Annotated in this window: 29 protein-coding genes and 2 pseudogenes; 12 read left to right on the plus strand and 19 right to left on the minus strand. The window is 64.4% G+C overall.

Going from position 1 to position 21,230, the window contains the following annotated elements:
* Positions 1-143 precede the first annotated feature (143 nt).
* The 5 genes from AKN84_RS48225 to AKN84_RS35105 form a co-directional block, all read right to left on the minus strand.
* The gene (locus AKN84_RS48225; protein WP_016843021.1) at positions 144-293 is read right to left on the minus strand and encodes a hypothetical protein; all 150 of its coding nucleotides are present in this window, start codon (positions 291-293) and stop codon (positions 144-146) included.
* A gap of 55 nt (positions 294-348) precedes the next feature.
* Positions 349-1,167 (minus strand): tetratricopeptide repeat protein, encoded by an 819-nt coding sequence (locus AKN84_RS35090; RefSeq protein WP_050425027.1) that lies wholly within the window; start codon positions 1,165-1,167, stop codon positions 349-351.
* Positions 1,168-1,199: 32 nt separating this feature from the next.
* On the minus strand, positions 1,200-1,886 hold the full coding sequence (locus AKN84_RS35095; RefSeq protein ID WP_050425028.1) for a substrate-binding domain-containing protein: 687 nt from the start codon (positions 1,884-1,886) through the stop codon (positions 1,200-1,202).
* A gap of 5 nt (positions 1,887-1,891) precedes the next feature.
* Entirely contained in the window at positions 1,892-2,596 is a 705-nt protein-coding gene (locus AKN84_RS35100) for a hypothetical protein (protein ID WP_050425029.1), read from the minus strand.
* A gap of 226 nt (positions 2,597-2,822) precedes the next feature.
* The gene (locus AKN84_RS35105) at positions 2,823-3,857 is read right to left on the minus strand and encodes a glutamine synthetase beta-grasp domain-containing protein (RefSeq protein ID WP_050425030.1); all 1,035 of its coding nucleotides are present in this window, start codon (positions 3,855-3,857) and stop codon (positions 2,823-2,825) included.
* Between the two features lie 539 nt (positions 3,858-4,396).
* Here AKN84_RS35105 and AKN84_RS35110 point away from each other — a divergent pair.
* Positions 4,397-4,597, plus strand: coding sequence for a DUF2735 domain-containing protein (locus AKN84_RS35110; protein WP_050425031.1), 201 nt, complete (start codon positions 4,397-4,399; stop codon positions 4,595-4,597).
* Between the two features lie 90 nt (positions 4,598-4,687).
* On the opposite strand, the gene AKN84_RS35115 is transcribed toward AKN84_RS35110, so the two are convergent.
* Positions 4,688-4,999, minus strand: a complete 312-nt coding sequence (locus AKN84_RS35115) for an MliC family protein (RefSeq protein ID WP_050425032.1) — start codon at positions 4,997-4,999, stop codon at positions 4,688-4,690.
* Positions 5,000-5,099: 100 nt separating this feature from the next.
* Between AKN84_RS35115 and AKN84_RS35120 the strand changes: the two genes are divergently transcribed.
* Positions 5,100-5,843 (plus strand): tyrosine-protein phosphatase, encoded by a 744-nt coding sequence (locus AKN84_RS35120; RefSeq protein ID WP_050425033.1) that lies wholly within the window; start codon positions 5,100-5,102, stop codon positions 5,841-5,843.
* Between the two features lie 9 nt (positions 5,844-5,852).
* Here the strand turns inward: AKN84_RS35120 and AKN84_RS35125 are convergent, their stop codons facing one another.
* Together AKN84_RS35125 and AKN84_RS35130 are read right to left on the minus strand one after the other, a co-directional pair.
* A complete protein-coding gene (locus AKN84_RS35125; protein ID WP_050425034.1) occupies positions 5,853-6,056 on the minus strand; it encodes a hypothetical protein in 204 nt (67 codons plus the stop codon).
* A gap of 114 nt (positions 6,057-6,170) precedes the next feature.
* Complete coding sequence (locus tag AKN84_RS35130) at positions 6,171-6,887, minus strand: SGNH/GDSL hydrolase family protein (protein ID WP_488226068.1); 717 nt, start codon at positions 6,885-6,887, stop codon at positions 6,171-6,173.
* Positions 6,888-7,002: 115 nt separating this feature from the next.
* Between AKN84_RS35130 and fabG the strand changes: the two are divergent.
* Positions 7,003-7,682 (plus strand): annotated as a pseudogene (fabG, locus tag AKN84_RS35135) (3-oxoacyl-ACP reductase FabG).
* Positions 7,683-7,743: 61 nt separating this feature from the next.
* The gene (locus tag AKN84_RS48230) at positions 7,744-7,917 is read left to right on the plus strand and encodes a hypothetical protein (RefSeq protein WP_167351892.1); all 174 of its coding nucleotides are present in this window, start codon (positions 7,744-7,746) and stop codon (positions 7,915-7,917) included.
* A gap of 28 nt (positions 7,918-7,945) precedes the next feature.
* Here AKN84_RS48230 and AKN84_RS35140 read toward each other — a convergent pair whose 3' ends face one another.
* Entirely contained in the window at positions 7,946-8,290 is a 345-nt protein-coding gene (locus tag AKN84_RS35140; RefSeq protein ID WP_050425035.1) for a GrlR family regulatory protein, read from the minus strand.
* A 139-nt stretch (positions 8,291-8,429) separates the two neighbouring features.
* Between AKN84_RS35140 and AKN84_RS35145 the strand changes: the two genes are divergently transcribed.
* The 3 genes from AKN84_RS35145 to AKN84_RS35155 all read left to right on the plus strand — a co-directional run bounded on the left by AKN84_RS35145 (position 8,430) and on the right by AKN84_RS35155 (position 9,831).
* Complete coding sequence (locus tag AKN84_RS35145; RefSeq protein ID WP_050425064.1) at positions 8,430-9,113, plus strand: DUF2161 domain-containing phosphodiesterase; 684 nt, start codon at positions 8,430-8,432, stop codon at positions 9,111-9,113.
* Between the two features lie 20 nt (positions 9,114-9,133).
* A complete protein-coding gene (locus AKN84_RS35150) occupies positions 9,134-9,433 on the plus strand; it encodes a putative quinol monooxygenase (RefSeq protein ID WP_024581535.1) in 300 nt (99 codons plus the stop codon).
* Positions 9,434-9,522: 89 nt separating this feature from the next.
* Complete coding sequence (locus AKN84_RS35155; protein WP_050425036.1) at positions 9,523-9,831, plus strand: hypothetical protein; 309 nt, start codon at positions 9,523-9,525, stop codon at positions 9,829-9,831.
* 80 nt (positions 9,832-9,911) lie between these two features.
* Here the strand turns inward: AKN84_RS35155 and AKN84_RS35160 are convergent, their stop codons facing one another.
* Both AKN84_RS35160 and AKN84_RS35165 read right to left on the minus strand, forming a co-directional pair.
* Positions 9,912-10,550 carry a GNAT family N-acetyltransferase gene (locus AKN84_RS35160; RefSeq protein WP_050425037.1) on the minus strand — a complete coding sequence of 213 codons (639 nt, stop codon included), beginning with the start codon at positions 10,548-10,550 and terminating at the stop codon, positions 9,912-9,914.
* A 140-nt stretch (positions 10,551-10,690) separates the two neighbouring features.
* A complete protein-coding gene (locus AKN84_RS35165) occupies positions 10,691-11,089 on the minus strand; it encodes a PaaI family thioesterase (RefSeq protein ID WP_050425065.1) in 399 nt (132 codons plus the stop codon).
* 148 nt (positions 11,090-11,237) lie between these two features.
* Here AKN84_RS35165 and AKN84_RS35170 point away from each other — a divergent pair, with 148 nt between their 5' ends.
* On the plus strand, positions 11,238-12,026 hold the full coding sequence (locus AKN84_RS35170) for a cobalamin-binding protein (protein WP_050425038.1): 789 nt from the start codon (positions 11,238-11,240) through the stop codon (positions 12,024-12,026).
* A gap of 45 nt (positions 12,027-12,071) precedes the next feature.
* On the opposite strand, the pseudogene kynU reads toward AKN84_RS35170, so the two are convergent.
* From kynU to AKN84_RS35195, 5 genes and pseudogenes are all read right to left on the minus strand, one after another.
* Positions 12,072-13,285, minus strand: a pseudogene (kynU, locus tag AKN84_RS35175) (kynureninase).
* Between the two features lie 10 nt (positions 13,286-13,295).
* Positions 13,296-14,135 carry a tryptophan 2,3-dioxygenase gene (kynA, locus tag AKN84_RS35180; protein ID WP_050425039.1) on the minus strand — a complete coding sequence of 280 codons (840 nt, stop codon included), beginning with the start codon at positions 14,133-14,135 and terminating at the stop codon, positions 13,296-13,298.
* Positions 14,136-14,162: 27 nt separating this feature from the next.
* A complete protein-coding gene (locus tag AKN84_RS35185) occupies positions 14,163-14,972 on the minus strand; it encodes an alpha/beta hydrolase (RefSeq protein ID WP_050425040.1) in 810 nt (269 codons plus the stop codon).
* Between the two features lie 159 nt (positions 14,973-15,131).
* Positions 15,132-16,409 (minus strand): ArgE/DapE family deacylase, encoded by a 1,278-nt coding sequence (locus tag AKN84_RS35190; RefSeq protein WP_050425041.1) that lies wholly within the window; start codon positions 16,407-16,409, stop codon positions 15,132-15,134.
* A gap of 55 nt (positions 16,410-16,464) precedes the next feature.
* Positions 16,465-17,202, minus strand: a complete 738-nt coding sequence (locus AKN84_RS35195) for a pyridoxamine 5'-phosphate oxidase family protein (protein WP_430649955.1) — start codon at positions 17,200-17,202, stop codon at positions 16,465-16,467.
* Between the two features lie 60 nt (positions 17,203-17,262).
* Between AKN84_RS35195 and pdxR the strand changes: the two genes are divergently transcribed.
* From pdxR to AKN84_RS35205, 3 genes are read left to right on the plus strand one after another with little or no spacing between them, the layout of a single operon-like run.
* Positions 17,263-18,777, plus strand: a complete 1,515-nt coding sequence (gene pdxR / locus AKN84_RS35200; protein WP_050425042.1) for a MocR-like pyridoxine biosynthesis transcription factor PdxR — start codon at positions 17,263-17,265, stop codon at positions 18,775-18,777.
* 54 nt (positions 18,778-18,831) lie between these two features.
* A complete protein-coding gene (locus tag AKN84_RS48235; RefSeq protein WP_021079695.1) occupies positions 18,832-18,981 on the plus strand; it encodes a hypothetical protein in 150 nt (49 codons plus the stop codon).
* Positions 18,978-19,238, plus strand: a complete 261-nt coding sequence (locus tag AKN84_RS35205; protein ID WP_128971440.1) for a DUF6719 family protein — start codon at positions 18,978-18,980, stop codon at positions 19,236-19,238. Before AKN84_RS48235 ends, AKN84_RS35205 begins: the two co-directional genes overlap by 4 nt.
* 50 nt (positions 19,239-19,288) lie before the next feature.
* Here AKN84_RS35205 and AKN84_RS35210 read toward each other — a convergent pair whose 3' ends face one another.
* Positions 19,289-19,696: a hypothetical protein gene (locus AKN84_RS35210; protein ID WP_128971441.1), complete on the minus strand. Its 408-nt coding sequence runs from the start codon at positions 19,694-19,696 to the stop codon at positions 19,289-19,291.
* Between the two features lie 39 nt (positions 19,697-19,735).
* A complete protein-coding gene (locus AKN84_RS48240) occupies positions 19,736-19,894 on the minus strand; it encodes a hypothetical protein (protein ID WP_167351893.1) in 159 nt (52 codons plus the stop codon).
* A 440-nt stretch (positions 19,895-20,334) separates the two neighbouring features.
* On the opposite strand from AKN84_RS48240, the gene AKN84_RS35215 reads away from it, so the two are divergent.
* The gene (locus AKN84_RS35215; protein WP_050425043.1) at positions 20,335-20,562 is read left to right on the plus strand and encodes a hypothetical protein; all 228 of its coding nucleotides are present in this window, start codon (positions 20,335-20,337) and stop codon (positions 20,560-20,562) included.
* A gap of 43 nt (positions 20,563-20,605) precedes the next feature.
* Here AKN84_RS35215 and AKN84_RS35220 read toward each other — a convergent pair whose 3' ends face one another.
* Positions 20,606-21,109, minus strand: coding sequence for a CreA family protein (locus tag AKN84_RS35220; RefSeq protein WP_050425044.1), 504 nt, complete (start codon positions 21,107-21,109; stop codon positions 20,606-20,608).
* Positions 21,110-21,230: the final 121 nt, after the last annotated feature.

Here is a 21,230-nt window from a genome sequence, read left to right on the forward strand (position 1 = left end):
ATGGGGAGAGGGTTGGGGTGAGGGGCTGTCTCCGCACGTCCGGCGATAGCGAGTTTGCGGAGACTCCCCCTCACCCGGAACGCATCTAGCGATGCGTTCCGACCTCTCCCCGCAAGCGGGGCGAGGTGTAGTGGGTCCGTTACCTAGTGGCGCTTGAAATACTGCACGTCGCGCTCGTGCTTCTCTGCCGCCGCGCGCGACTTGAAGGTACCGAGATTGCGGCGCTTGCCGGTCTTCGGATTGACCTTGCGGGAATACAGGCGGTACTCGCCGGAACGCAGCTTGCGGATCATGACATCGCCTCGCCAGTGCCTTTCGCACGTCAACGACACGCGCGCGCGAGCGTTCCTAGAAGCAGAGATTGGTCACGGCGTTGCCGCGCTTGTCCTTGATCACGTACGGACAGCGCGCCCGCTCCAGCGCCTTCTTGGCGTCCTCATCGCCGAGTGCAGCGGCCCGCTCGTAATAGGCCTTGGCCGCATCGCTGTCCTTCGGTCCGCCGCGGCCGGCCTGCGCGAAGGCGCCCATCCGCTCCAGCGCACCGGGATGGTTCTGCGCTGCCGCCTTCTCGAACAGCGCCCGCGCGCCGGCATCGTCCTGCGCGCCGCCCTTGCCTTCCGCCAGCATCAGGCCGAGCTGGTACTGCGCCTCCGCATTGGTCTCGGCAGATTTGGCGAGCAGTTCGCGCGCACGTGCGGGATCGGATGCCGTGCTGCCGCCGAGTGCCGCAAGATTGCTGACGCCGCGCGCGTTGCCGGCCTGCGCCGCGCGCTCGAACAATTTGCGCGCCTGCGCCTCGTCCCTGGCGACGCCGGTGCCGTTGCCATAAAGCACGCCGAGCTCGACCATCGCCGATGTCGAGCCCTTGTCGGCCGCCTTGCGCCAGGCCGACGCCGCTTCGGCGGTCTGCCGATTGGCAGCATAGGCGCGGCCGAGCGCATACATCGCGCGACGCGACGACTTTGCCGCCACCGCGCAATACTTGACCGCGGTCGCGATATCCGCCGACGCAATTTCGGGCACGCCCTTCACGTCGGCCGGCTTGTCGGGATCAGAGGGATCGGCGGCGAGCCGGTCGCACAGCACGAGGTCGGCCGATTGCGCGTGGACAAGCGCCGGCGCAGCCAACGCTGCGACGACGACAATGGCTTGGAGCGGTTTGAACATGAGCGGCAGGTTGCGTCGCGGTGGAGGCAAATTCAAGGCTCGAGCCCGGTCTCGCGCAGCACCGGCGCGACCTCGGGTGACGAGAGATAGCGCAGCAGATGATCGGCGGCCGCTGCGCGCTGCGAGGCCGTCATGCGGCCTGCCGAGAACACCGCCGGCGTCTGCAAATCGAGGGGAATTGGCCCGACCACCTCGATGCCGTCGACCTGCTTCAACTCGCTGATCTGCTGGATCGCGAGATCGGCCTCGCCGGTGACGAGCTTTTCCGCGGTGAAGCCCATGGGAATGATCACCGCGCGCGCGTTGATCGCCTCCGCGATGCCGAGACGCGCGATCAGTTGGGCGAACAGGATGCCGCTGGCGCCGAGCCGCGAATAGGCCACCGCCCGCGCGTCGAGCAAAGCCGCACGCAATGCAGCTTCGCTCGCGATGTCGGGATGCGCAGCGCCCGCCTTCACCGCGACGCCGACATAGGAGCGCGCCAGATCGACTGCACTTTCCCGCGCAACGCGGCCCTCGCCGGTCATCTCGTCGAGGCCTGCTCGGGTCAGGATCACGACATCGGCGACCTCGCCCTCGCGCAAGCGTTCGAGCAGCGCCAGCGTCGGCGCGAAATCGGCATCGATCCGGATATCGCTTGCCGCCTGGTAGGCCGCGGCAAGGCGCGCGACCGCACCCTTCAGCGCCAGCGTCGAGAGCACGCGAACCGAATGCTCCATCCCGCTTACGCCCGTCGCATCAGCTTGAGCGCGGCGGTAAGCCGGAGGCTGCGCTTGCCGGCCAGCGCAGTCGCTTCGAGCACGGCGCCCTCCGCATCGCAGGTGCCGGCGAAGCCGATGCCGACCTCATGGCCGCCGAAGATCGGGTTCTCGCCCATCGCCGAGGTGTGCTCCTGGTTGAGGATCTGGCCCTTCCAGCGGCCCTTCTCGGAGGTGTAGGTGCCGAGATAGTAGAAGTGCGCATCGCCGCCGAGGATGCGGCCGTTGTTCAGCAGCATCACGCCGGTGAGGCCACCGTCGACCCCGTCGAGCACGCGGATGTGGATCGAATAGAGCCCGTCGATGATACCGCCCTCGCCGACCCCACCGGCGATCGGGACTTCGCCCTCGGTGATCGGCGTCATCACCGACTGGAACGGCACGCCGGGCAATTCCTTCAGCTCGCCCTTGAAACGATAGAGCTCGCCATCGGGCGCACCCTTTGCGATGAGCGTCGCGTCATCGGTGCCGGCCATCGCGCGGTAGTTCGGATCGGGATTGTGGCGGACGGTCTGGATCTCGACCGCGACCTCGTCGCCGTGTTTTTCGTAGGTGCCGATATGGGCGAAGGCCGAGTTGCCGCCGAGCATCTTGCCGTCGCCGACATACATCACGCTGCGGCCGACGGCACCGCCCAGTTCGAACCGGACCTTGTAAAACCCTTCAAACAAGCGCCGTGTCCCCGGCAGCCAAGATACAATCGTTATCTAGCGCGGTTCATAACGCAGCGAAACCGCTTTCGGCGGCAAGCTGCCCGCAAACACTTTGGTTAAAAAGCAAGGGTCCGCCAAGGCATTCGCCCTGGCGGACCCGATTGCGGTACCGGATGGCTCCATCCGGCTCCGGAAGCTGCTTAAGCCGCAGCTACTTAAGCTGCAGCACTTAAGCTGCAGCCACTTAAGCCGCAGCCTTGGCGCCGGTCGGGACCTCGGAGATCGTCTTCAGGATCTGCGAAGCGATCTGGTAGGGGTCGCCCTGGGAGTTCGGGCGGCGGTCTTCCAGATAGCCCTTGTAGCCATTGTTGACGAAGGAGTGCGGGACGCGGATCGACGCGCCACGGTCAGCCACGCCGTAGCTGAACTTGTTCCACGGCGCGGTCTCGTGCTTGCCGGTCAGACGCTTGTCGTTGTCCGGGCCGTAGACGGCGATGTGGTCCATCAGGTTCTTCTCGAAGGCGCCCATCAGCTTCTCGAAGTACTCCTTGCCGCCGACTTCGCGCATGTACTTGGTCGAGAAGTTGGCGTGCATGCCCGAGCCGTTCCAGTCGGTGTCGCCGAGCGGCTTGCAGTGGAATTCGATATCGATGCCGTAGCTCTCGGTGAGGCGCAGCATCAGGTAGCGAGCCATCCACATCTGGTCGGCGGCAGTCTTGGAGCCCTTGCCGAAGATCTGGAATTCCCACTGGCCCTTCGCCACTTCGGCGTTGATGCCTTCGTGGTTGATGCCGGCGGCGAGGCAGAGATTGAGATGCTCTTCCACGATCTTGCGGGCGACACTGCCGACGTTCTTGTAGCCGACGCCAGTGTAGTACGGGCCCTGCGGAGCCGGATAGCCCTCGCCCGGGAAGCCGAGCGGACGGCCGTCCTTGTAGAAGAAGTATTCCTGCTCGAAGCCGAACCAGGCGCCGTCGTCATCCAGGATGGTGGCGCGCTTGTTGGACACGTGCGGCGTCTTGCCGTCGGGCATCATGACTTCGCACATCACCAGCACGCCGTTCTCGCGCGCGGCGTCGGGATAGCAGGCGACCGGCTTCAGCACGCAGTCAGAGCTGTGGCCTTCAGCCTGCTGGGTGGACGAACCGTCAAAGCCCCACAGCGGAAGCTGTTCGAGGGTCGGGAACGACGCGAATTCCTTGATCTGCGTCTTGCCGCGCAGGCTCGGCGTCGGCGTATATCCGTCGAGCCAGATATACTCGAGCTTGTACTTGGTCATTGAACCTCTCTGTTGATGATGCAAAACCGTGAGGAACCGAAAGCCAGTCGGCCGCCGCACGCGTACCCGGCCACCATCGGCCGGCCCTTACTAAGCAATTAAAATGCCAGTCGCTGCACTGCGGCACCGCCAAGCTTGCGGATGTCCACAGCGGACATCGCATTTTTAACTGCGACAAAGCAGCGCGGCTGGCATGCGCCGCCGTCAGCCAAAATCTTCTCTCCGTCCCCTCCACCGCCCGTTTCTGCAGCAAATTCGGCTACGGCACCGTCCGCCGATTAATGCGGCGGCAGCGCCATGTGACAGTTCGTGTCCAACCATCGGGTGCCCGGCAACCATTGCCTCGGCCCAAGCGTTGGTCAGCCGCCCTCTGCCTCACAGGAAGCAAACCCGGACTTGCCTACCAATTAGACAAAACCTGACTATTTCTTAGTCACTTGCACCCTGCCGGGCCCGGACCGATGTTGAAAGCACGGTAACCGCACACGAATGAGTCGGGCGCACCATGGAGGCTCGCACCGGCCCAAGGAGACTTTGACATGATCACCACAGGCCAAAATCAGGGATCGGCAACGATCTATCAATTCCCGGCAGGGGGCCGCGCGGCTCTCGGCGGTCGCCGCTATGGCGAGGCGCGGACGGCGCGCGATCTTGCCGCTGAAGTCGAGACCTCGGCATGCAGCGAGAGCTGGTACCATCAGGCCGCCATCGACGACGCCAAGCCGAGCCGCGATCACTGATGTCGATCGGGCGGAGAGGCGTGACGCACAAACGTCGGACATCAACAGCACAGTAAGAGAGGGTCGGAACGAAGCGTTTCGGCCCTTTTTTCATGCCAGCTCGCAGGCCGTCACCGGCCGCTTCGCATGCCGCAGCCTGGTCAGCCCGGCCCGCGTGATCTCGAGCGTGACACCACCGCCCTTGTAGCGCGTGCCGGTCAGCGACAACCGTTTCGTCAGCGTCACCGCCTTGCCGTCGAGTTGCAGATGCGCGCGCGTGTCGCCATTGAAGAATGCCGCAATGAATTGTGTGCCGTCGGCACAGCGATAATTCCGGAAGGCGGATTGCGCCCGTGCCGCCGAGGAACCAAAAATCTCGAAAAGAATTGCGCCGATCAGAATGGCGCCCCCGCGATAAGTCATATTCTCCCCCCGAGAGGCCGGTTATAGACCTGTCTGCGCCGATACTCCTGCGCCAAGACTTCCTGCAAGAAGACCTTAACAGCTGCAACAGGCCCGCCCTATGTCAGAAGCCCCTGCCCGTCACCTCAACCTCGCCGGCGCCAGCAATTTTCGCGACCTCGGCGGCTACCAGACGCGTGACGGCCGGACGGTGCGCTGGCGGCAGATCTTCCGCTCCAACCATCTTGCGTATCTCACCGAGCAGGACGTCGCCGTGGTGCGCGGCCTCGGGGTCAAAAGCGCGTACGATTTTCGCGGCGTCGCCGAGCGCGCCGAAGCGCTGTGCGGCATGAGCGACGTGACCGTGCATTCGCTCCCGGTCGAGCCGACGGTGGTGGCCGCGCTGCGCGAGATCGCCAGCAACCGCCAGCTCTCGGAAGCCGACGCGATCGACGTGATGCGGGATTCCTATCGCGGCTACGTGCAGGACAACACGCCGCGCTATCGCACGCTGTTTGCCCATCTGCTCGAAGACCGCGCGCCGCTGGTGATCCACTGCACCGCGGGCAAGGATCGCACCGGCTTTGCCTGCGCGCTGATCCTGCACGCCCTCGGCGTATCCGATCAGGTGATCGCGGACGACTATCTCCTGACCAACCAGTACTACAAGCGCGATCCGGCGCACAGCACCGAGCTGCCCGACGACGTCAAGCAGGTGCTCGGCACCGTGCGCGCGGCGTTTCTGGATGCGTCGTTCGCGGCGATCGATGCCGACTATGGCGGCCTCGACGGATATTTCCGCGAGGGCCTCGGGCTCGGCCCGGCCGAGCGCAAGGCACTTGAAGTCCGCTATCTGCAGGCCTGATCCGTTCGCTCAGGCCGCGGCCTCGAGTTCGAGCTCCGCGTCGAGATCGGCGATCACATCCTCGAAGGCCGAGATGGCCTGCTGGATCGCCGCGATCTGCATCAATTCCCAGCTGCCCACCGGGCCCTTGCGATTCTGTAGTGCTACGACGAGATCGCGCCGCTGTTCCTTAAGCTGAACGAGCGGTAAACCGTGATCCGGAAGATTTCCCATTGCAAAAACCCCTACCTTGGCTGGAGTTCCGCTTCTACGGAAAGGGTTCTGCAAACGACTTACAGAACTGCCGCAAATTTTATCCAACTGGCCTTCCCCCGTAGTCTTACGTAGTCAAGACGACGAGTTTGCGCTGCGTGCCACCGCATCGTTGATCGCACCGAGCAACGCTTGAGTGACGCAATCGGTCGCCCACTCGCTCGTATGGAGATGCTCCTGCGCGCCATCGTCGAGTTCGGAGAGCGGAATTCCGGCATCGACCCATTGCTTCATCAGCGCAAAGCGGCGGAACAGGTTGACTTTCCTGCTTGCAGCGACGTCGGCGATCATCGGCATGAACTGGTTGGCGAGCTTGAGCACGTCTGGTGTGCCGATGATGGCCTGGGTGTACTGCGAATCCATCACCACGACGTCCAGCGGCAGCGCGGCAAGCACATCGAGTCCTGCCTCGAATGTCGCTTGCACCTGATCGAAGTTGTAGTTCCTGTACACGGCGTTGGTGCCGACCTGCCAAATCACCATCACCGGTGCTTCGGCGATGACATCGGACTCGATGCGCGAGAACTCTTCCGGCGCCTCTTGCCCGCCGATCCCCCGGTTGATGATGTCGATCATCCGGCCGAAGGTCTGCTTCTGGCTTCGCCACAGGATCTCCAGCCGCGGCGGAAATGGGAGAACTCTATCGGCTCCCGCGGTCGATGATGATCCGAGGGCAACGATCTTGACCTTGCGCTCGCGCGCGAGCGCCTGCGCAAGATGCGGCAATCCGTAACTGAACTTGACGAGCTCGGGATGGGTTTCGCACGGCCTTGGTGTCGGCATCGCAAACATCCTTGAGGCGAATGAACTGATGAATGCGCGCAGTAGGAGATGAAATCGGCGGCATTGCAAATGAAATCCGCCTGATCATAGTGGGTGGCAGCCTGTTGCTGATACGGAGACCGCCATGAACGGAAAAGTCATCGTCATCACCGGCGCCCTTGGCGCGCTTGGCAAGGTGGTCGCCGAAGAAGCCCTGGCGCGCGGTGCGCGCGTCGCCGGCATCGATCATGCGGCCTCGCAGTTCGCGGCGACGGCCGACCGTATCGAGCTCGGCGGAGTCGACCTCACCGACACCACGCATGCGAGCGCTGCGATCGACAAGGCGGCGGCGCATTTCGGCCGGCTCGACGCACTGATCAACATTGCCGGCGGCTTCACCTTCGAGGCGGTCAGCGACGGCGATCCCGCGACCTGGCAGCGCATGTACGCGATGAACGTGATGACCGCGTTCAACACGTCGCGCGCGGCGATCCCGCATCTCACGAAATCCGGCGCCGGACGCATCATCAATATCGGCGCGCTCGGCGCCTTGCAGGCCGCCTCCGGCATGGGCCCCTATGCTGCCTCGAGGCCGGCGTGCACCGCCTCACCGAGTCGCTGGCCGCCGAGCTGAAGGGCAAGGTCACGGTCAACGCGGTGCTACCCTCGATCATCGACACCGCCGCCAATCGCGCCGCGATGCCGAAGGCCGATATCTCCAAATGGGTGACGCCGAAGGAACTCGCCGACGTAATCCTGTTCCTCGCCAGCGACGCCGCAAGCGCCGTCACCGGCGCGCTGCTGCCGGTCAACGGGCGGGTCTGAGCGCCCCGCTTGGTCCTGCCGACGTCTTTCCGCTCGATCTGGCAGATGCTATATCTTTGGCATGACGACTGCAGAAGACATCGAAAAGGCCGTCGAACAGCTGCCTCCTCGTGAGCTGGCCCGTTTTCGCGCCTGGTTCGAGACGTTCGATGCCGAGCGTTTCGATGCAGCGATCGAGCGGGACGCAAAGGCCGGGAAACTCGACGCGTTGGCGGACGATCGCCTAATCGGCTGACGCTGTAAGCCGGCCGGCATCGGTCAGTTTAGTCCGCAACCAGGAGCCGCAGCTTCGACCGGAAGCGGATGCTCTGCTTGCCGACGAGCGCCATGCCGTCGCCCTCGGCGGTCTGATCGGTGTAGGTGCCGGTGAAGCCGATGGTGACCACCTTGCGTTCCCAGACCGGGCGTTCGCCATAGGTCGGCGAATGCTCCTCGTTGGTGACCTCGCCCTTCCACTTGCCATCAGCCGCGGTGTAGCTGCCATAGGCGTAGAAGAACGAGTCGCCGCCGCGCATCTGGCCGTCGCGCAACACCATGACGCCCTGGTTGCCGCCAGAGACGCCGTCGAGAAATTCGACGGTGATGTGATAGAGCCCGTTCCGGATCATGCAAATGGTCGCGCCGTTGTCCCCGGCCCAACATAACCGCTCGGCCGCGCATTGGGCAAATTCGATCCGCCTCGATGGGGGCAATTCCGCGCTATGCTGGCGCACCGAGTCGCGGCCGGATGCCGCAGGAGCCTGCCCGTTGGAAACCGCGCTTTATCTGCCCGTCAAACGCTTCCTCGAAAAGCTCGGCTTCACGGTGAAGGGCGAGATCGGCGGCTGCGACCTGGTGGCGCTGAGCGGCGATGATCCACCGGTGGTCGTGATCGGTGAACTCAAGCTCGCCTTCAATCTCGAACTGATCCTGCAGGCGGTCGATCGCGCCGGCGCCGCCGACGAGGTGTGGATCGCGGCCAAGGTCTCGGCCCGCGGCAAGGGCCGCGAGAGCGACGCGCGCTATCGCAATCTGTGCCGGCGGCTCGGCTTCGGCATGCTCGGCGTCAGCGACCGCGGCGACGTCGAGGTGCTGGTGCCGCCGCCGACCGCGGCACCTCGCCGCAATCCGAAGAAGCGCTCGCGCCTGATCGCCGAGCATCGCAAGCGCAAGGGCGATCCCGCGATGGGCGGATCGACGCGCGCGCCGATCATGACGGCCTACCGGCAACAGGCGCTGGCCTGCGCCTGTGCGCTCTCGGATGGCCCCCGGCGCGTCAAGGACCTGCGGGCCGACTGCCCCGATGCCGGCAAGATCCTGCAGCATAATGTCTACGGCTGGTTCGATCGCGCCGAGCGCGGCATTTATGTCTTGACCGATGCCGGCCGCGCCGCGCTGAAGCGCTGGCCGCAGCAGCCGAATGGTGCGTCAGGGGCAGAAGCTGCCCCGTAACCAACCAACTGGGGGAGATCATGATCGTCGTCACCGGTAGCGTCACCGCCCGTCCCGACAGTTTCGACGAGGTGCGGCGATTGAGCCTCGAGCATGTCCATCGCTCGCGCACCGAGCCCGGCTGCATCTCGCACGCGGTCCATGTCGACTGCGAGAATCCGCTCAGGCTGGTGTTTTTCGAACAATGGGCCGACCGCGCCGCGCTGGCGGCGCATTTTGCGGTCCCCGCGTCGCGCGATTTCGTCCGCTCCCTGCAATCTCTGGCGGCCGCAGCGACCACCATCGAACTTTATGACGCTCACAAGATTGAGAGACTCTAGCTGCATGGCTGGATTGCCATCTCATATTCATATTGCAATGCAACATTGGGGACCTTACGTATCTCCCGCGATTCAAAGATGAGGCGGCGATGAGCGGAGACTGGAATACCAAGTATGGCACTCGGCGCGTGCGGCATGATCCGCCGACGCTGGAGGAGGCAATCTTCGCAGCCATCGGCATCACCGATGACGTGGAAGCCCAGGCCGGGATCGCATCGTCGCTGATGGGGCTGCCCTATGACGAGGTGCTGGCCGAGGTGAAGAAGACTGCGCGCGTCAGCGCCCGCACCGGTACGGCAACCCGCGTGATCGCCGGCGAACAGGGTGCGCAGCGTTCCGTCGTGGTCGAGCGCCGCGTGGTCCGCCGCTTCGCCACCGACAAGCGCACCGGCACCTGAACAACGACATCCAGCTACTTAAAGAAAAGGGCAATCCGCTGAGCGGATTGCCCTTTTTGTCTTTCAGGTTAAGTCTCAGCTCAGGCGGCCCGGCCCCAGCCGGACATCTGCATCACCATTCGCCAATAGGCGCGGTTCATGTCGACGATCGCACGCGCGGCCGCAACCGGCGTTACCGGAGCGATCGGCGGCGAAGCCGTGGCCGGCGCCTGTTCGGCCTGGTGCTGCTCGGTCAGGTCGATGCTGCCGGTCGACTCACCATGACGGAAGGTCAGCTGCGCACCGAACTTGGTGGCAAGCGCACGCATCGCGTCGTTCTGCGCGCCGGTGGTGATGCGCAGGCTGCCGTAGCCCTTGGCATGCGCCTCGGCGATCAGCTTGCGGAACAGCGTGCTGCCAACGCCCTTGCGCCGCGCCGACCGCTCGACACTGAAGGCGATCTCGGGCTGCGCATCCGGCGACCGCTCCGGCGGATGCAGCTCGGCGGCGCCGCGGACCACGCCATCCTCGAAATAGGCGATGATGACCGTACCGTCATTGGCGCAGCGCTCGGCATAGCGGCGGATGAAGCTGTCGTCGATGAAGCCATGAAAACGATCATGACGGCTGGTTCGATCCAGTCTCAGCAGATGATCGCGCAGCAGAGGAAGCTCCTCCTGCTGGCTCAACGTCCGCACGGTGCCCCGAGCAGAGGTCGAACTGATGGAATCGTGGTTCATTTCATAACTCCTCTTGGTAGCCCTCGAGGAGGCGTCGACTCCCTAACCGTCCCTATATTGTGCGCCGCACCATATAATTCAAGTACTCAGATTCATTTAAGTAAACAATGATGTGATCGGAAAATCACATCATTACCCCATTATAATACCAGCTGGGTTTGGGTGACGACGGCAACCAGTTTTCCGTCCTCGGTTTCCAGCCGGGTCTGCCAGACCTGGGTGCGCCGACCCCGGTGAACCGGCGTCGCCGTGGCGATCACAGTGCTCCCCTCCTTGGCGCCGCCGATGAAGTTGGTCTTGCTCTCCAGCGTCGTGGTGCCCTTGGCGTCCTCAGGCAGGTTGATCACGGTAGCGGCGGCGCCGACCGAGTCCGCAAAGGCCATCACCGCGCCGCCGTGGATCGTGTTCCGCAGGGTACAAAGGTCCGGCCGCACCACCATCTTCGCGACCACGCGATCCTGGCCGGCCTCGGTGAAGATGACCCCCTTCAGTTCCGCAAACGGCATCTTCATCGACTGGATCTTTTCGAGCGGCGTCATGGGCACTCCCTGGCTTGTGCGGGCTTCTTTGAGGTTGGTGCCGGCATGATGGATTGCCTGACCGGGCCCGGCAATGACCTCCGAGGTAATCAAGCGGATGACGTCATGGCGCCGTGACAACCCTTGGCGAGTCTGCATACCGTCCGCGATGCGCGACTTCCCTCCCCGCCGGATCGTCTGCCTGACCGAGGAGACGGTCGAGACGCTGTATCTGCTCGGCGAGCAGGACCGCATCGTCGGCGTCTCCGGCTATGCCGTGCGGCCGCCGCAGGTCCGCCGCGAGAAGCCGCGGGTGTCGGCATTCATCTCCGCCGACATCCCGAAGATCCTGGCGCTCGATCCCGACCTGGTGCTCGCCTTCTCCGACCTGCAGGCCGACATCGTCGCCGATCTCGTCCGCGCCGGTGTCGCCGTCCATGTCTTCAATCAGCGCGATGTCGCCGGCATCCTTGCGATGATCCGCAGCCTCGGTGCGATGGTCGGCGCCGCCGATCGCGCTGAACGGCTCGCGCAAGGCCTCGAACAACGGCTGGCCGCGACCGCCGCAACGCCGCGTCCGGCGCCGCGGCCAAAGGTCTATTTCGAGGAATGGGACGATCCGCTGATCAGCGGCATCGGCTGGGTATCCGAACTGATCGAGATTGCCGGCGGCGCGGACGCGCTGCCGCTTCTGCGCGCACACAAGGCCGCCAGGGATCGCATCGTCACGCCTGATGCCGTGCGCGCGGCGATGCCCGACGTGATCCTGGCATCCTGGTGCGGCAAGAAGGTCGTGACCGACCGCATCAGGGCCCGTGACGGCTGGAGCGACATTCCGGCTGTCCGCAACGATCGCATCGTCGAGATCAAGTCGCCGATCATTTTGCAGCCCGGCCCCGCCGCACTGACCGATGGGCTCGATGCGATCGTCAATGCGTTGTGGTCGCGGCACCCATGATTGCTCGCCGCAGTCACCATGAGGCTTCGCGATAACGCCCGCCGCTCACGTCACCGCATTCACGACCTGATATTCTGGCCGGCGCCACACCTCGCCATTGATCACCTCCTCAATCATCTCGGCGGCCTTCAGCACCTCGGCTTCGCCGATATAGAGCGGCGTGATCCCGAACCGCATGATATCAGCGCCCGGAAGTCGCCGATCACGCCGCGGGCAATCAGCGCCTGCATGGCGGCATATCCGCCGGCGAAGGCGAAGGACACTTGCGACCCGCGCTGCGCATGCGCCCGTGGCGTTACCAGCCTCAGCGACGGACAGCGTCGCGCGATCTCAGCTATCAACAAGTCGCCGAGCGCGAGTGAGCGCGCGCGGACTTCGCCCATATCGACACGATCCCAGATGTCGAGCGATGCCTCCAGCGCGGCCATCGCCAGCACCGGCGGTGTGCCGACGCGCATGCGCTCGACGCCGCCAGCAGGTTGATAACCGAGATCGAAGGCGAACGGCTTCGCGTGCCCCATCCAGCCCGACAACGCGGCGCGCGCCTGATCAGCATGCCGCGGCGCGACGTAAAGGAAGGCCGGCGCGCCCGGCCCCGCGTTGAGATATTTGTAGGTGCAGCCGGCGGCGAAATCGGCGCCGACGCCGGCGAGATCGACCGGCAGCGCGCCGGCCGAATGGGCGAGATCCCAGACCGTAACGATGCCGAGCACATGCGCCTTCGCGGTCAGGTTCCGCATGTCGTGGCGACGGCCGGTGCGATAGTCGACCTCCGTCAAATAGAGCACCGCAATGTCGTCCGACAGCGATGCCTCGACCTCCTCCGGGGCCGCCAGCCGCAATTGATGGCCACGCCCGAGCGTGGCGATCAGCCCTTCCGCCATATAGAGATCGGTCGGGAAATTACCCGTATCGGACAGAACGACCTTGCGCTCTAGGTTCATCTCGAGCGCGGCCGCAAGCGCCTGATAGGCTTTGAGCGACAGCGTGTCGCCAACCATCACCGTGCCGGGCGCGGCGCCGATCAGGCGAGCGATGCGGTCGCCCACGCGGCGCGGCTGCACGTACCAGCCGGCGCTGTTCCAGGCGCGAATGAGCTCATCGCCCCACTCGGCCGTGACGACATGCGCAACGCGTTCGGCAACGCCCAGTGGCAGCGCACCAAGCGAGTTGCCGTCAAGATAGATGACATCCGCGGGCAGATGGAACATCGCCTTGGTGTCGTCGTAGACACGCAGTTGCGATTTCGCTTCGATCATGACACCTCGCCTAGAGGACGGTGCGGACACGCCACAGTTCGGGAAACAGCTCGACCTCGAGCATCCGCTTGAGATAGCTGACCCCACCGGTACCGCCGGTGCCGCGCTTGAAGCCGATGACGCGCTCCACCGTCGTCACGTGATTGAAGCGCCAGCGGCGAAAATAGTCCTCGAAGTCGACCAGCTTCTCGGCAAGCTCGTAGAGCGTCCAATTGGCTTCAGGAGCTTGGTAGACGCGGCGCCAGGCTTGCATCACGCCCTCGTCGAAGTGATGGGTCTCGTGGACGTCGCGTGACAGCACGGCCGCGGGCATGGTCAGCCCCTTGCGGTCGGCAAGCCGGAGCACCTCGTCATAAAGGCTCGGCGTCGCAAGCTCGGTCTTGAGCAAGGCCGTCACCTCGGGGTCATGCGCGTGCGGTTTCAACATCGCGCCATTGCGATTGCCGAGCAGATACTCGATCAGCCGGTATTGATACGACTGGAGGCCCGAGGATTGTCCGAGCCGCGAGCGGAAATGGGTATATTCGCTGGGCGTCATGGTACGCAGCACGTCCCAGGCATTGTTCAACTGCTCGAAGATGCGGGAGACGCGCGCGAGCATCTTCATCGCCGGCGACACGTCTTCGCGGGCGATCGCGTGACGGGCGGCCCGGAGCTCGTGGATGGCGAGCCGCATCCACAGTTCGGAGGTCTGATGCTGGATGATGAAGAGCATCTCGTCATGCGCGTCCGAAATCGGATGCTGGGCGCCGAGCAGCGCATCGAGTTGCAGATAGTCGCTATACGACATTTTCCGAGCGAAATCGGTCTCGGCGCCCTCGACCGCGGGATCGTAGTCGTTGCTGCTCATGACACATCCTCTCGATCGATCCCCGCCTCAAACAAGGCCCAGAAGGCGCCTCGTGATGGCCGAGGATGGATCCTTCAGCCCATCGATAACTGTAAAATGGTTATGCCCGGGGTCGACGACGAGGTGCGTGGGCACGTCGAATCCGGTCCAGATGTTGGCCATCAGCTCTGCCTGACGGATGAACTCGGGTCGCTCGCTGCCGCCGACCCAGGTGGTCAGCGGCGATTTGCCCCGTGGCAGATGCAAGGCGGCGCTTTCGAGCGCTGCCTCGCCGATGTTCATCCGGAGCGTCTCGTTCAGTACGGTCTGCAGCAGCGGTCGCAGGTCATGCAGACCGCTGATCGACAGCGTCGCCACTATTCTGTCGTAGACCTCAGGTTCGAGACGGCCGTCGTCGCACAGCATGCGCGTAACGAGATGGCCGCCTGCGGAATGGCCGGCCAATCGAATAGGCCCGGAGACCTCGGCTGCAGCCGAAGCAATCGCGACCGCGATCTCGGCCGTGATGTCTGAGATGCGCGCGGCCGGCGCCAGCGTGTAACTTGGCAGCGCCACCGTCCAGCCATGGCTTCGCGCGCCCTCCGCGAGGTCGGTCCATGACGATTTGTCGAAGCGCATCCAGTAACCGCCATGTACGAAGACGACGAGACCCTTGCTGTCGCCGTCCGGCAGGATCAGGTCGAGACGCTGCCGCTCTCCCGATCCATAGGCGATGTCCGGCTTGAACGATTTGAGTCTGGCGCGATAGGCCGCCGCCCGCTCCACCCACCGCGCCGGCAGCGCATCCGATCCCGGCACGTGGGCCGAATTGGCGTAGGCATCATCCCAATCGCGCATCGTGCTCCTCGAAGATTCGCCGTCGATCGGACGCCATTTTGCCACCGGCGGGGCTGTTCGCCCAGCCTTTGTTTTAGACTTAAAGCATCTGGTTGCCCTCGCCCGAGAGCCCTCCCCGGCAAGCGGAGCGACAGCGCGCCGAGCCCGTACGCAAAAAGGCTACGCCTTCTCCACCCCGCACCATTCCGCGATGAACAGCGCAATGGCCTTGGTCGATTGCCGCAGCGAGTCCAGATCGACATATTCGTTGAAGCCGTGCATCGCCGCGCCGCTGGCGCCGAAGCAGAGGCTTGGGATGTCGTAGTTCAAACCGTAGAAGCGCGTGTCGGTCAGCGCGGTGAAGGCGCGGTCTTCCACCGCGCCGCCATAAACGGCCTGATGTGCCTTGGCGAACGCGGCCTCCGGCGCCTCGGAGTTCACCAGCTCGTAGCCTTCCGACAGGAAGCCCGACCATTCCACCTGCGGCGGATTGTTGGAAAGGAAACGATGGTCGCGCGCCGCGGCCGCAACGCAAGCCAGAATCTCCTTCTGGCACTCGGCGATCGACCAGCCCGGCAGCACCGCGATGCGACAGTCGACGTCGCACCAGGCCGGCACGCTGGAGGCCCAGTCGCCGCCCTTGATGATGCCGGGATTGAAGTTGATCGGATGATTGACATCCTTGAAATGACGGTCGGCCTTGGCGCGCTCGTTCCAGGTGATCTCGAGCTTCTCCAGCGCATGCACCAGATGATACGCCGCCATGATCGCGTTCGAGCCGGCGCCGGCCTCGAACACGTGCACCGGGAAGCCGCGTACCTTCAGTCGGAACCAGATCACGCCGACCTGAGAGCGGATCATCTTGCCGTTGGTCGGCTCCGGGATGAAGCAGGCGTCGGCGCGATAGCCGCGCTGCAAGGTCGAGAGTGCGCCGACGCCGGTGCTCTCCTCCTCGATCACGGACTGGAAGTGGATCCGCGCCGTCGGCTTCAGGCCGGCCTTCCTGATCGCATCCAGCGCATAGAGCGCGGCGATGGTGCCGGACTTCATGTCGCAGGCGCCGCGGCCGTACATCCTGCCGTCCTTGATCACAGGCGAGAACGGCGGCGTCTCCCACATCTCCAATGGGCCGGTCGGCACCACGTCGCAGTGGCCCTGCAGGATCAGCGATTTGCCGGCATTGGTGGCCGGGCGGTAGGTACCGACCACGGTGCGCGCCTTGGAGAAATCATGCTCGATCGGGCCGAAGCCGCGCAGATCCCTGAGCTCGTCGAGATTGATGCGCCAGTCGTCGACCTCGTAGCCGCGCTCGCGCAGCAGATCGCCGATCATGTCCTGGCACGGCCCCTCGGCGCTGCGGGTCGAGGGGATCGCGACAAAGGCCTGCGTCGTCGCAAGCTGCGCATCGAATCCCTCGTCAACGGCGGCAAGGATTCGTTGTTGCGTCTCGGCAGTCATGCGGCAGCTCCATGGGGGACATCAGACAAGGTGGGAGCCGCAGCGTAACCTGATTTCACTCCGCGGGGTATTGCGCAAAATAGGCATCCCGCAATGCATCTTCGAGCAGACGGCCCTCCGAATAGCCATCGAGCGTCGCAGGCCGCGTTACGCCGTCGAGCAGCCGTGGGCACGGCTCGGGCGCGCCGAGCACGGTGCGCACTGGAATACGCTCGGCATAGATCGGCAACTCGTAATCCTCGTCGTCGTCGGCGACGCCCTTGGCGCGCACCTTTGCCGAGGCCTCCTCGATCTCCATTGCGATGAACGAGGTCGCCTTGATCTCCTGCTTGTTACTGGCGCGCAGGCTCGCGGTGCGCTCGGGAAAGAAGCGGTCGACCATCGCAACGATCGCCCGCTCCTTCTCTGCGGGATCGGTGACGAGATAGGCCGCCCCGAACGCCATCACCGCGCGGTAGTCTGCCGAATGGTTGAAGCCGCAGCGCGCCAGCACCAGGCTGTCGAGATGGGCGACCGTCAGGCACACCCGCTGCCCTTCCGACTGGTTCTCCAGCATCCGGCTCGCGCTCGAGCCGTGCCAGTAGAGCCTGGTGCCCTCGCGCCAGAAGAAGGTCGGCGTGCAATAGGGTTGGCCGTCGATCACGTAGGAGACGTGGCACATCATCGAGGCGTCGAGGATCTTGTGCACGGTGGCGTGATCGTAGAAGCCGCGGTCATGGCGGCGTTTGACGCGGTTGCGGGACGATAGCGGGTAGGACGGAGTGGATGCGCCTTCGGTCACGGTGAGCCTCATCAAATCTGGAGTCTGTCCAGAGTTGTAGCGGCCCATTTGGTCTGCGATAGTGCCAATTCCATGCGAAAAATTCCGACCAATTCCCGCAGGCCCGCGGCGCGCAAGCCGGAGCTGCCGCTCGACCTCACCGGCCCGCATGTCACGGCGGGCGCGGCCTCGCAGCAGCGGCTCTATCAGGCGCTGTGCCACACCATCGTCGGCGGCCTGGTCAAGCCGGGCGAGCCGCTGCCGCCGTCACGCGCGCTCGCCAGGCAGACCGGCTTCCGCCGCAACGCCGTCACCACGGCCTATGAGCGGCTGATCGCCGACGGCTTTGCGGTGGCAACCACCGGCTCCGGCACGTTCGTCGCGGCGCGCATTCCGGCGCAGGCCGGCACGCCGCGACGCGCGAAGATCGAGATTGAGCCGCCGCAGCACAATGCGCTGTCGCTCGGCTGTACCCATATCGATGACCGCGCGCTGCAGCGCTTCCGCGCCTTTGCCGGCCGCAGGCTGCGCGCCTTCGGCTCCGAGCATCTGCATTACGGCGATCCCCGCGGCAGCAGCGAACTCCGCGCCGCGATATCGGACCATCTGCTCTCGGCGCGCGGGCTGCGCTGCGACCCCGACCAGATCATGCTGGCCTCGGGCACGCTGCATGCGCTTCGCATCGTGCTCGGGGCCATCCTCAAGCCAGGCGACCAGGTCTGGTGCGAGGACCCCGGCTATCCGGCGGCGCGGCGTGCGATCGAGCACTGCGGCTATCGGCCGGTGTCGGTGCCGGTCGACGCTTCCGGCATGCGCATCGACAAGGGGCGCGCTTCCGGATCGCAGGCGCGCGCTGCTTACGTCACGCCGTCGCATCAGTTCCCGCTCGGCGTGCAGATGTCGATGCCGCGCCGGCTCGAGCTGCTCGACTGGGCCAGGGACGCCGGCGCGTTCGTGTTCGAGGACGATTACGACAGCGAGTTCCGCTACGACGGCGCGCCGCTGTTGTCGCTCGCCGGCATCGATCATCTGCGCCGCGTGATCTACATGGGCACATTTGCGAAGACGCTGTTTCCAGGCCTGCGGATCGGTTACTGCGCCCTGCCCGAGGCCTTGATCGGTCCGGTGACTGAAGCACGCGCCGCGCTCGACCGTTTTCCCGGCACATTGATGGAAGGTGCGGTCGCCGACATGCTGAACTCCGGTGCCTTCGCCGCCAATCTGCGCAAGTCGCGAAAGCTCTATCGCGAAGCGCGCGACGTCCTGGCGTCGACACTCACGAGCGCATCCGAGGGCGAGCTCACGGTTCCCGTGCCGTCGCAGGGCCTGCATCTGGTGGCGCGGCTCGATCCCGCGACTGATCCTTTGATTGCCGCGCAGGCCAAGGCGAAGGCCGGCGTCGGTGGCTGGCTGCTCGCCGAAACCTATCATCGCGCGCAGCCATTGCCCGGCTTCGTGCTGGGATTTTCCGGTCATCCGGTTCCGCAACTTGTCACGGCAGCGGAACAACTGGCGAAGACAACGCTGGCTGCGCTGCGCGCAACGCGCAAGATATCCGTCAAGGCATCCGCCAAGTCACCACGCTCTAGGAGAATCGCATCCGCCTGACTAAGGTCGCGCGCGTTGAGTCGTTGAGTCAGTGTCCGCTTAAGGAGATACCGGATGCCCAATCGCAACGTCCTGTATCTCGTGATCGGCGCGCTGGTCGTGATCGCGGGCATGCTCGGTTACAATCTTTACCAGGCGAAGAAGCAACCCGAAGGCCTGCAGATCAATGTCGGCCCCGACGGGCTCAAGATCCAGAACAAGTGAAGGAGGCCGCCATGTTGCGCATGGGACAGGTCGCGCTGGTCAGCATCGCAGCACTTGGCGCGATGGTTCACTCCGCCGCCGCAGAGCAGTCCTTCATGCGCGAGGGTGACATCGTCGACCTCAGGGTCGGTCAGCGCGTCTTTGTCGATGATGGCTCGTGCCCCGCCGGGCAGATCAAGCAGGTCACTGGTTCCAGGCTGAGCGAGAACGGCGTGGTGCGCACCCGCAGCTGCGTGCCGCGCCTCGCCAAAAAATAAACGCCCCGCTGTCGCGAGGCGCATCCTTCATCACCGCTTTGACGCGCCGCTCAGTTCGAGATCGGCTCGAACATGCATTGCAGCGTCGGCTTGGCGATCTTGGTGAAGGTCGGGCCGATCTCGCCCTGCTTGGACGGCGGCACCCAATCGGTCTCGATGGTCGGAACGCCGGTCTCGCTGATCCCGCGCAGCAGCGCCTGGCGGAGATCGGGATCGTCCACCGTCGCAGCGGCATGATCGTGCAGGCAACCGCACACGGCCTCAGGATGGGCCCAGCGGCCGAGCATATGCGGCGCGCACTGGCGCACGAATTCGTCGCGCGGCTCAGGCACCCGGTACAGCGACCGGATCTGCATCGACTCGAGGGGAAGCTGGGATTGAGCCTGCGCGGAACCCGCCAAAGGGCCGATCAAGGCGAGCGATGCGAGCATCGCGGCGGAACAGATTCGGAGCAACATGGGGAGCCTTTGCCGGCGTTTCTGTTTTTCGCGTCGCGATCAGTTGGCCTGCGCCACCACCATCGGGACCGGGGTGACGACCGGCGAGCCGTTATAGGAGAAGGTGCCGATGCCGGGCAAACCGGTGTCCGGGGTGCCAGCCATAGACGAACCAGCCATCACGAAGGCGAAGGCGAGGATCAGGCTCATGGTCCGCATCTGACAGTCTCCGTCATTTCGGGTCGGCGCCCGGCGCCGTTGTGTTGACGGTTTGATAACGATCTGCCGTTTCGGGAGTTCTGCGGAACAAGCCGAAAATGGTTTCGTCGGGACGAGAATTGTTTCGTCAGCGGGCGGTCCACGAAACATTCAGCGGAAAACCTCAATGTTTTCAGCGGCTGCGGTGCAGGAACCATCCTGCTCAAGATTTCGCGCGCTCAACCTGCGCACCTGTGGATGGTTGGAATATGCAAGCAGACTGAGCGCTCTACCGCGCTTTCTTAACTTTCCTCTGCTGAGACAGGAAGCAGTCCAGCAAGGGCGGCATGAACCGGGCGACGGTTCCGGCGACTCATCTGTGCGCCGTGCAACCAACTCCGCGGTGGCACGTTGTCGGGATTCCCGATCCAACGGATTGTTGTGATCCAATCCAACGAAGGATGTCAGTCGTGGGCAATGGCAACATCGGTGTTGGCAATGAATCCGCGGCCCGCAAATCCGGCCAGCAGCAACAGATGACGGCCGCGATGCCGCAGCAGGGCGCTTATGTGATGGGCGACAATGAGTGCGCGCCGCAGAAGCTGGTCCGCCTCGTCGGCTGCCGCGACTCGAAGCTCAAGCCGGGCTTCAACGTTGGCGCGAAGCAGTTCGGGCAAACCAAGCGCTAGCTCTCCCGCTGCTTCAACCACCGGGGCCAAGCCCCTGCTCCCGCTACTGAATGAACTCGCCGCACTTCTGCACCGCGGTGGCATCGGCCGCGCCCCATGGCATGATCGGCACCGACGACGTCGAGTTCTTCGGCGAGCCTTCGATCAGCTTGTCCGAATAGACCATGTAGACCAGCACGTTGCGCTTGGCGTCGCAGCCGCGCACGATCTGCATCTTCTTGAAGAACAGCGACCGGCGCTGCCGGAACATGTCGTCGCCCTGGCCGAGCTTGTTCTTGAAGCGGATCGGCCCGATCTGCCGGCAAGCCAGCGAGATATCAGAGACTTCCTCGGCAAGGCCGAGCCAGCCCTTGAAGCCGCCCTTCTCTGGCACCGTGAAGTGACAGGCGACGCCCTCGACCTCGGGGTCGTCGACGCCATAGGTCGCGAGCTTGTCGTTGGGGCTCACCCATTTGAACACCGTCGAGCGGCGGAAGATCAGGTCCGGCTCGTCGGCTGCCGCCGCAGGCGTTGCCTGCCCCAAGGTCGCCAATGAGGTGAGCAACATCAGCAGCGCCGCGCACCCCCATCGAGACAGCCGTCGCACGTCACAGAAGCTCACAGTTCTCGATGTCATTGAGGTCTCCGCGGGGTGGGTCCCGCCTATGTAGTGCGCAAACGCCGCGCAG

This window comes from Bradyrhizobium tropiciagri, assembly GCF_001189845.1.
Classification (GTDB): domain Bacteria; phylum Pseudomonadota; class Alphaproteobacteria; order Rhizobiales; family Xanthobacteraceae; genus Bradyrhizobium; species Bradyrhizobium tropiciagri.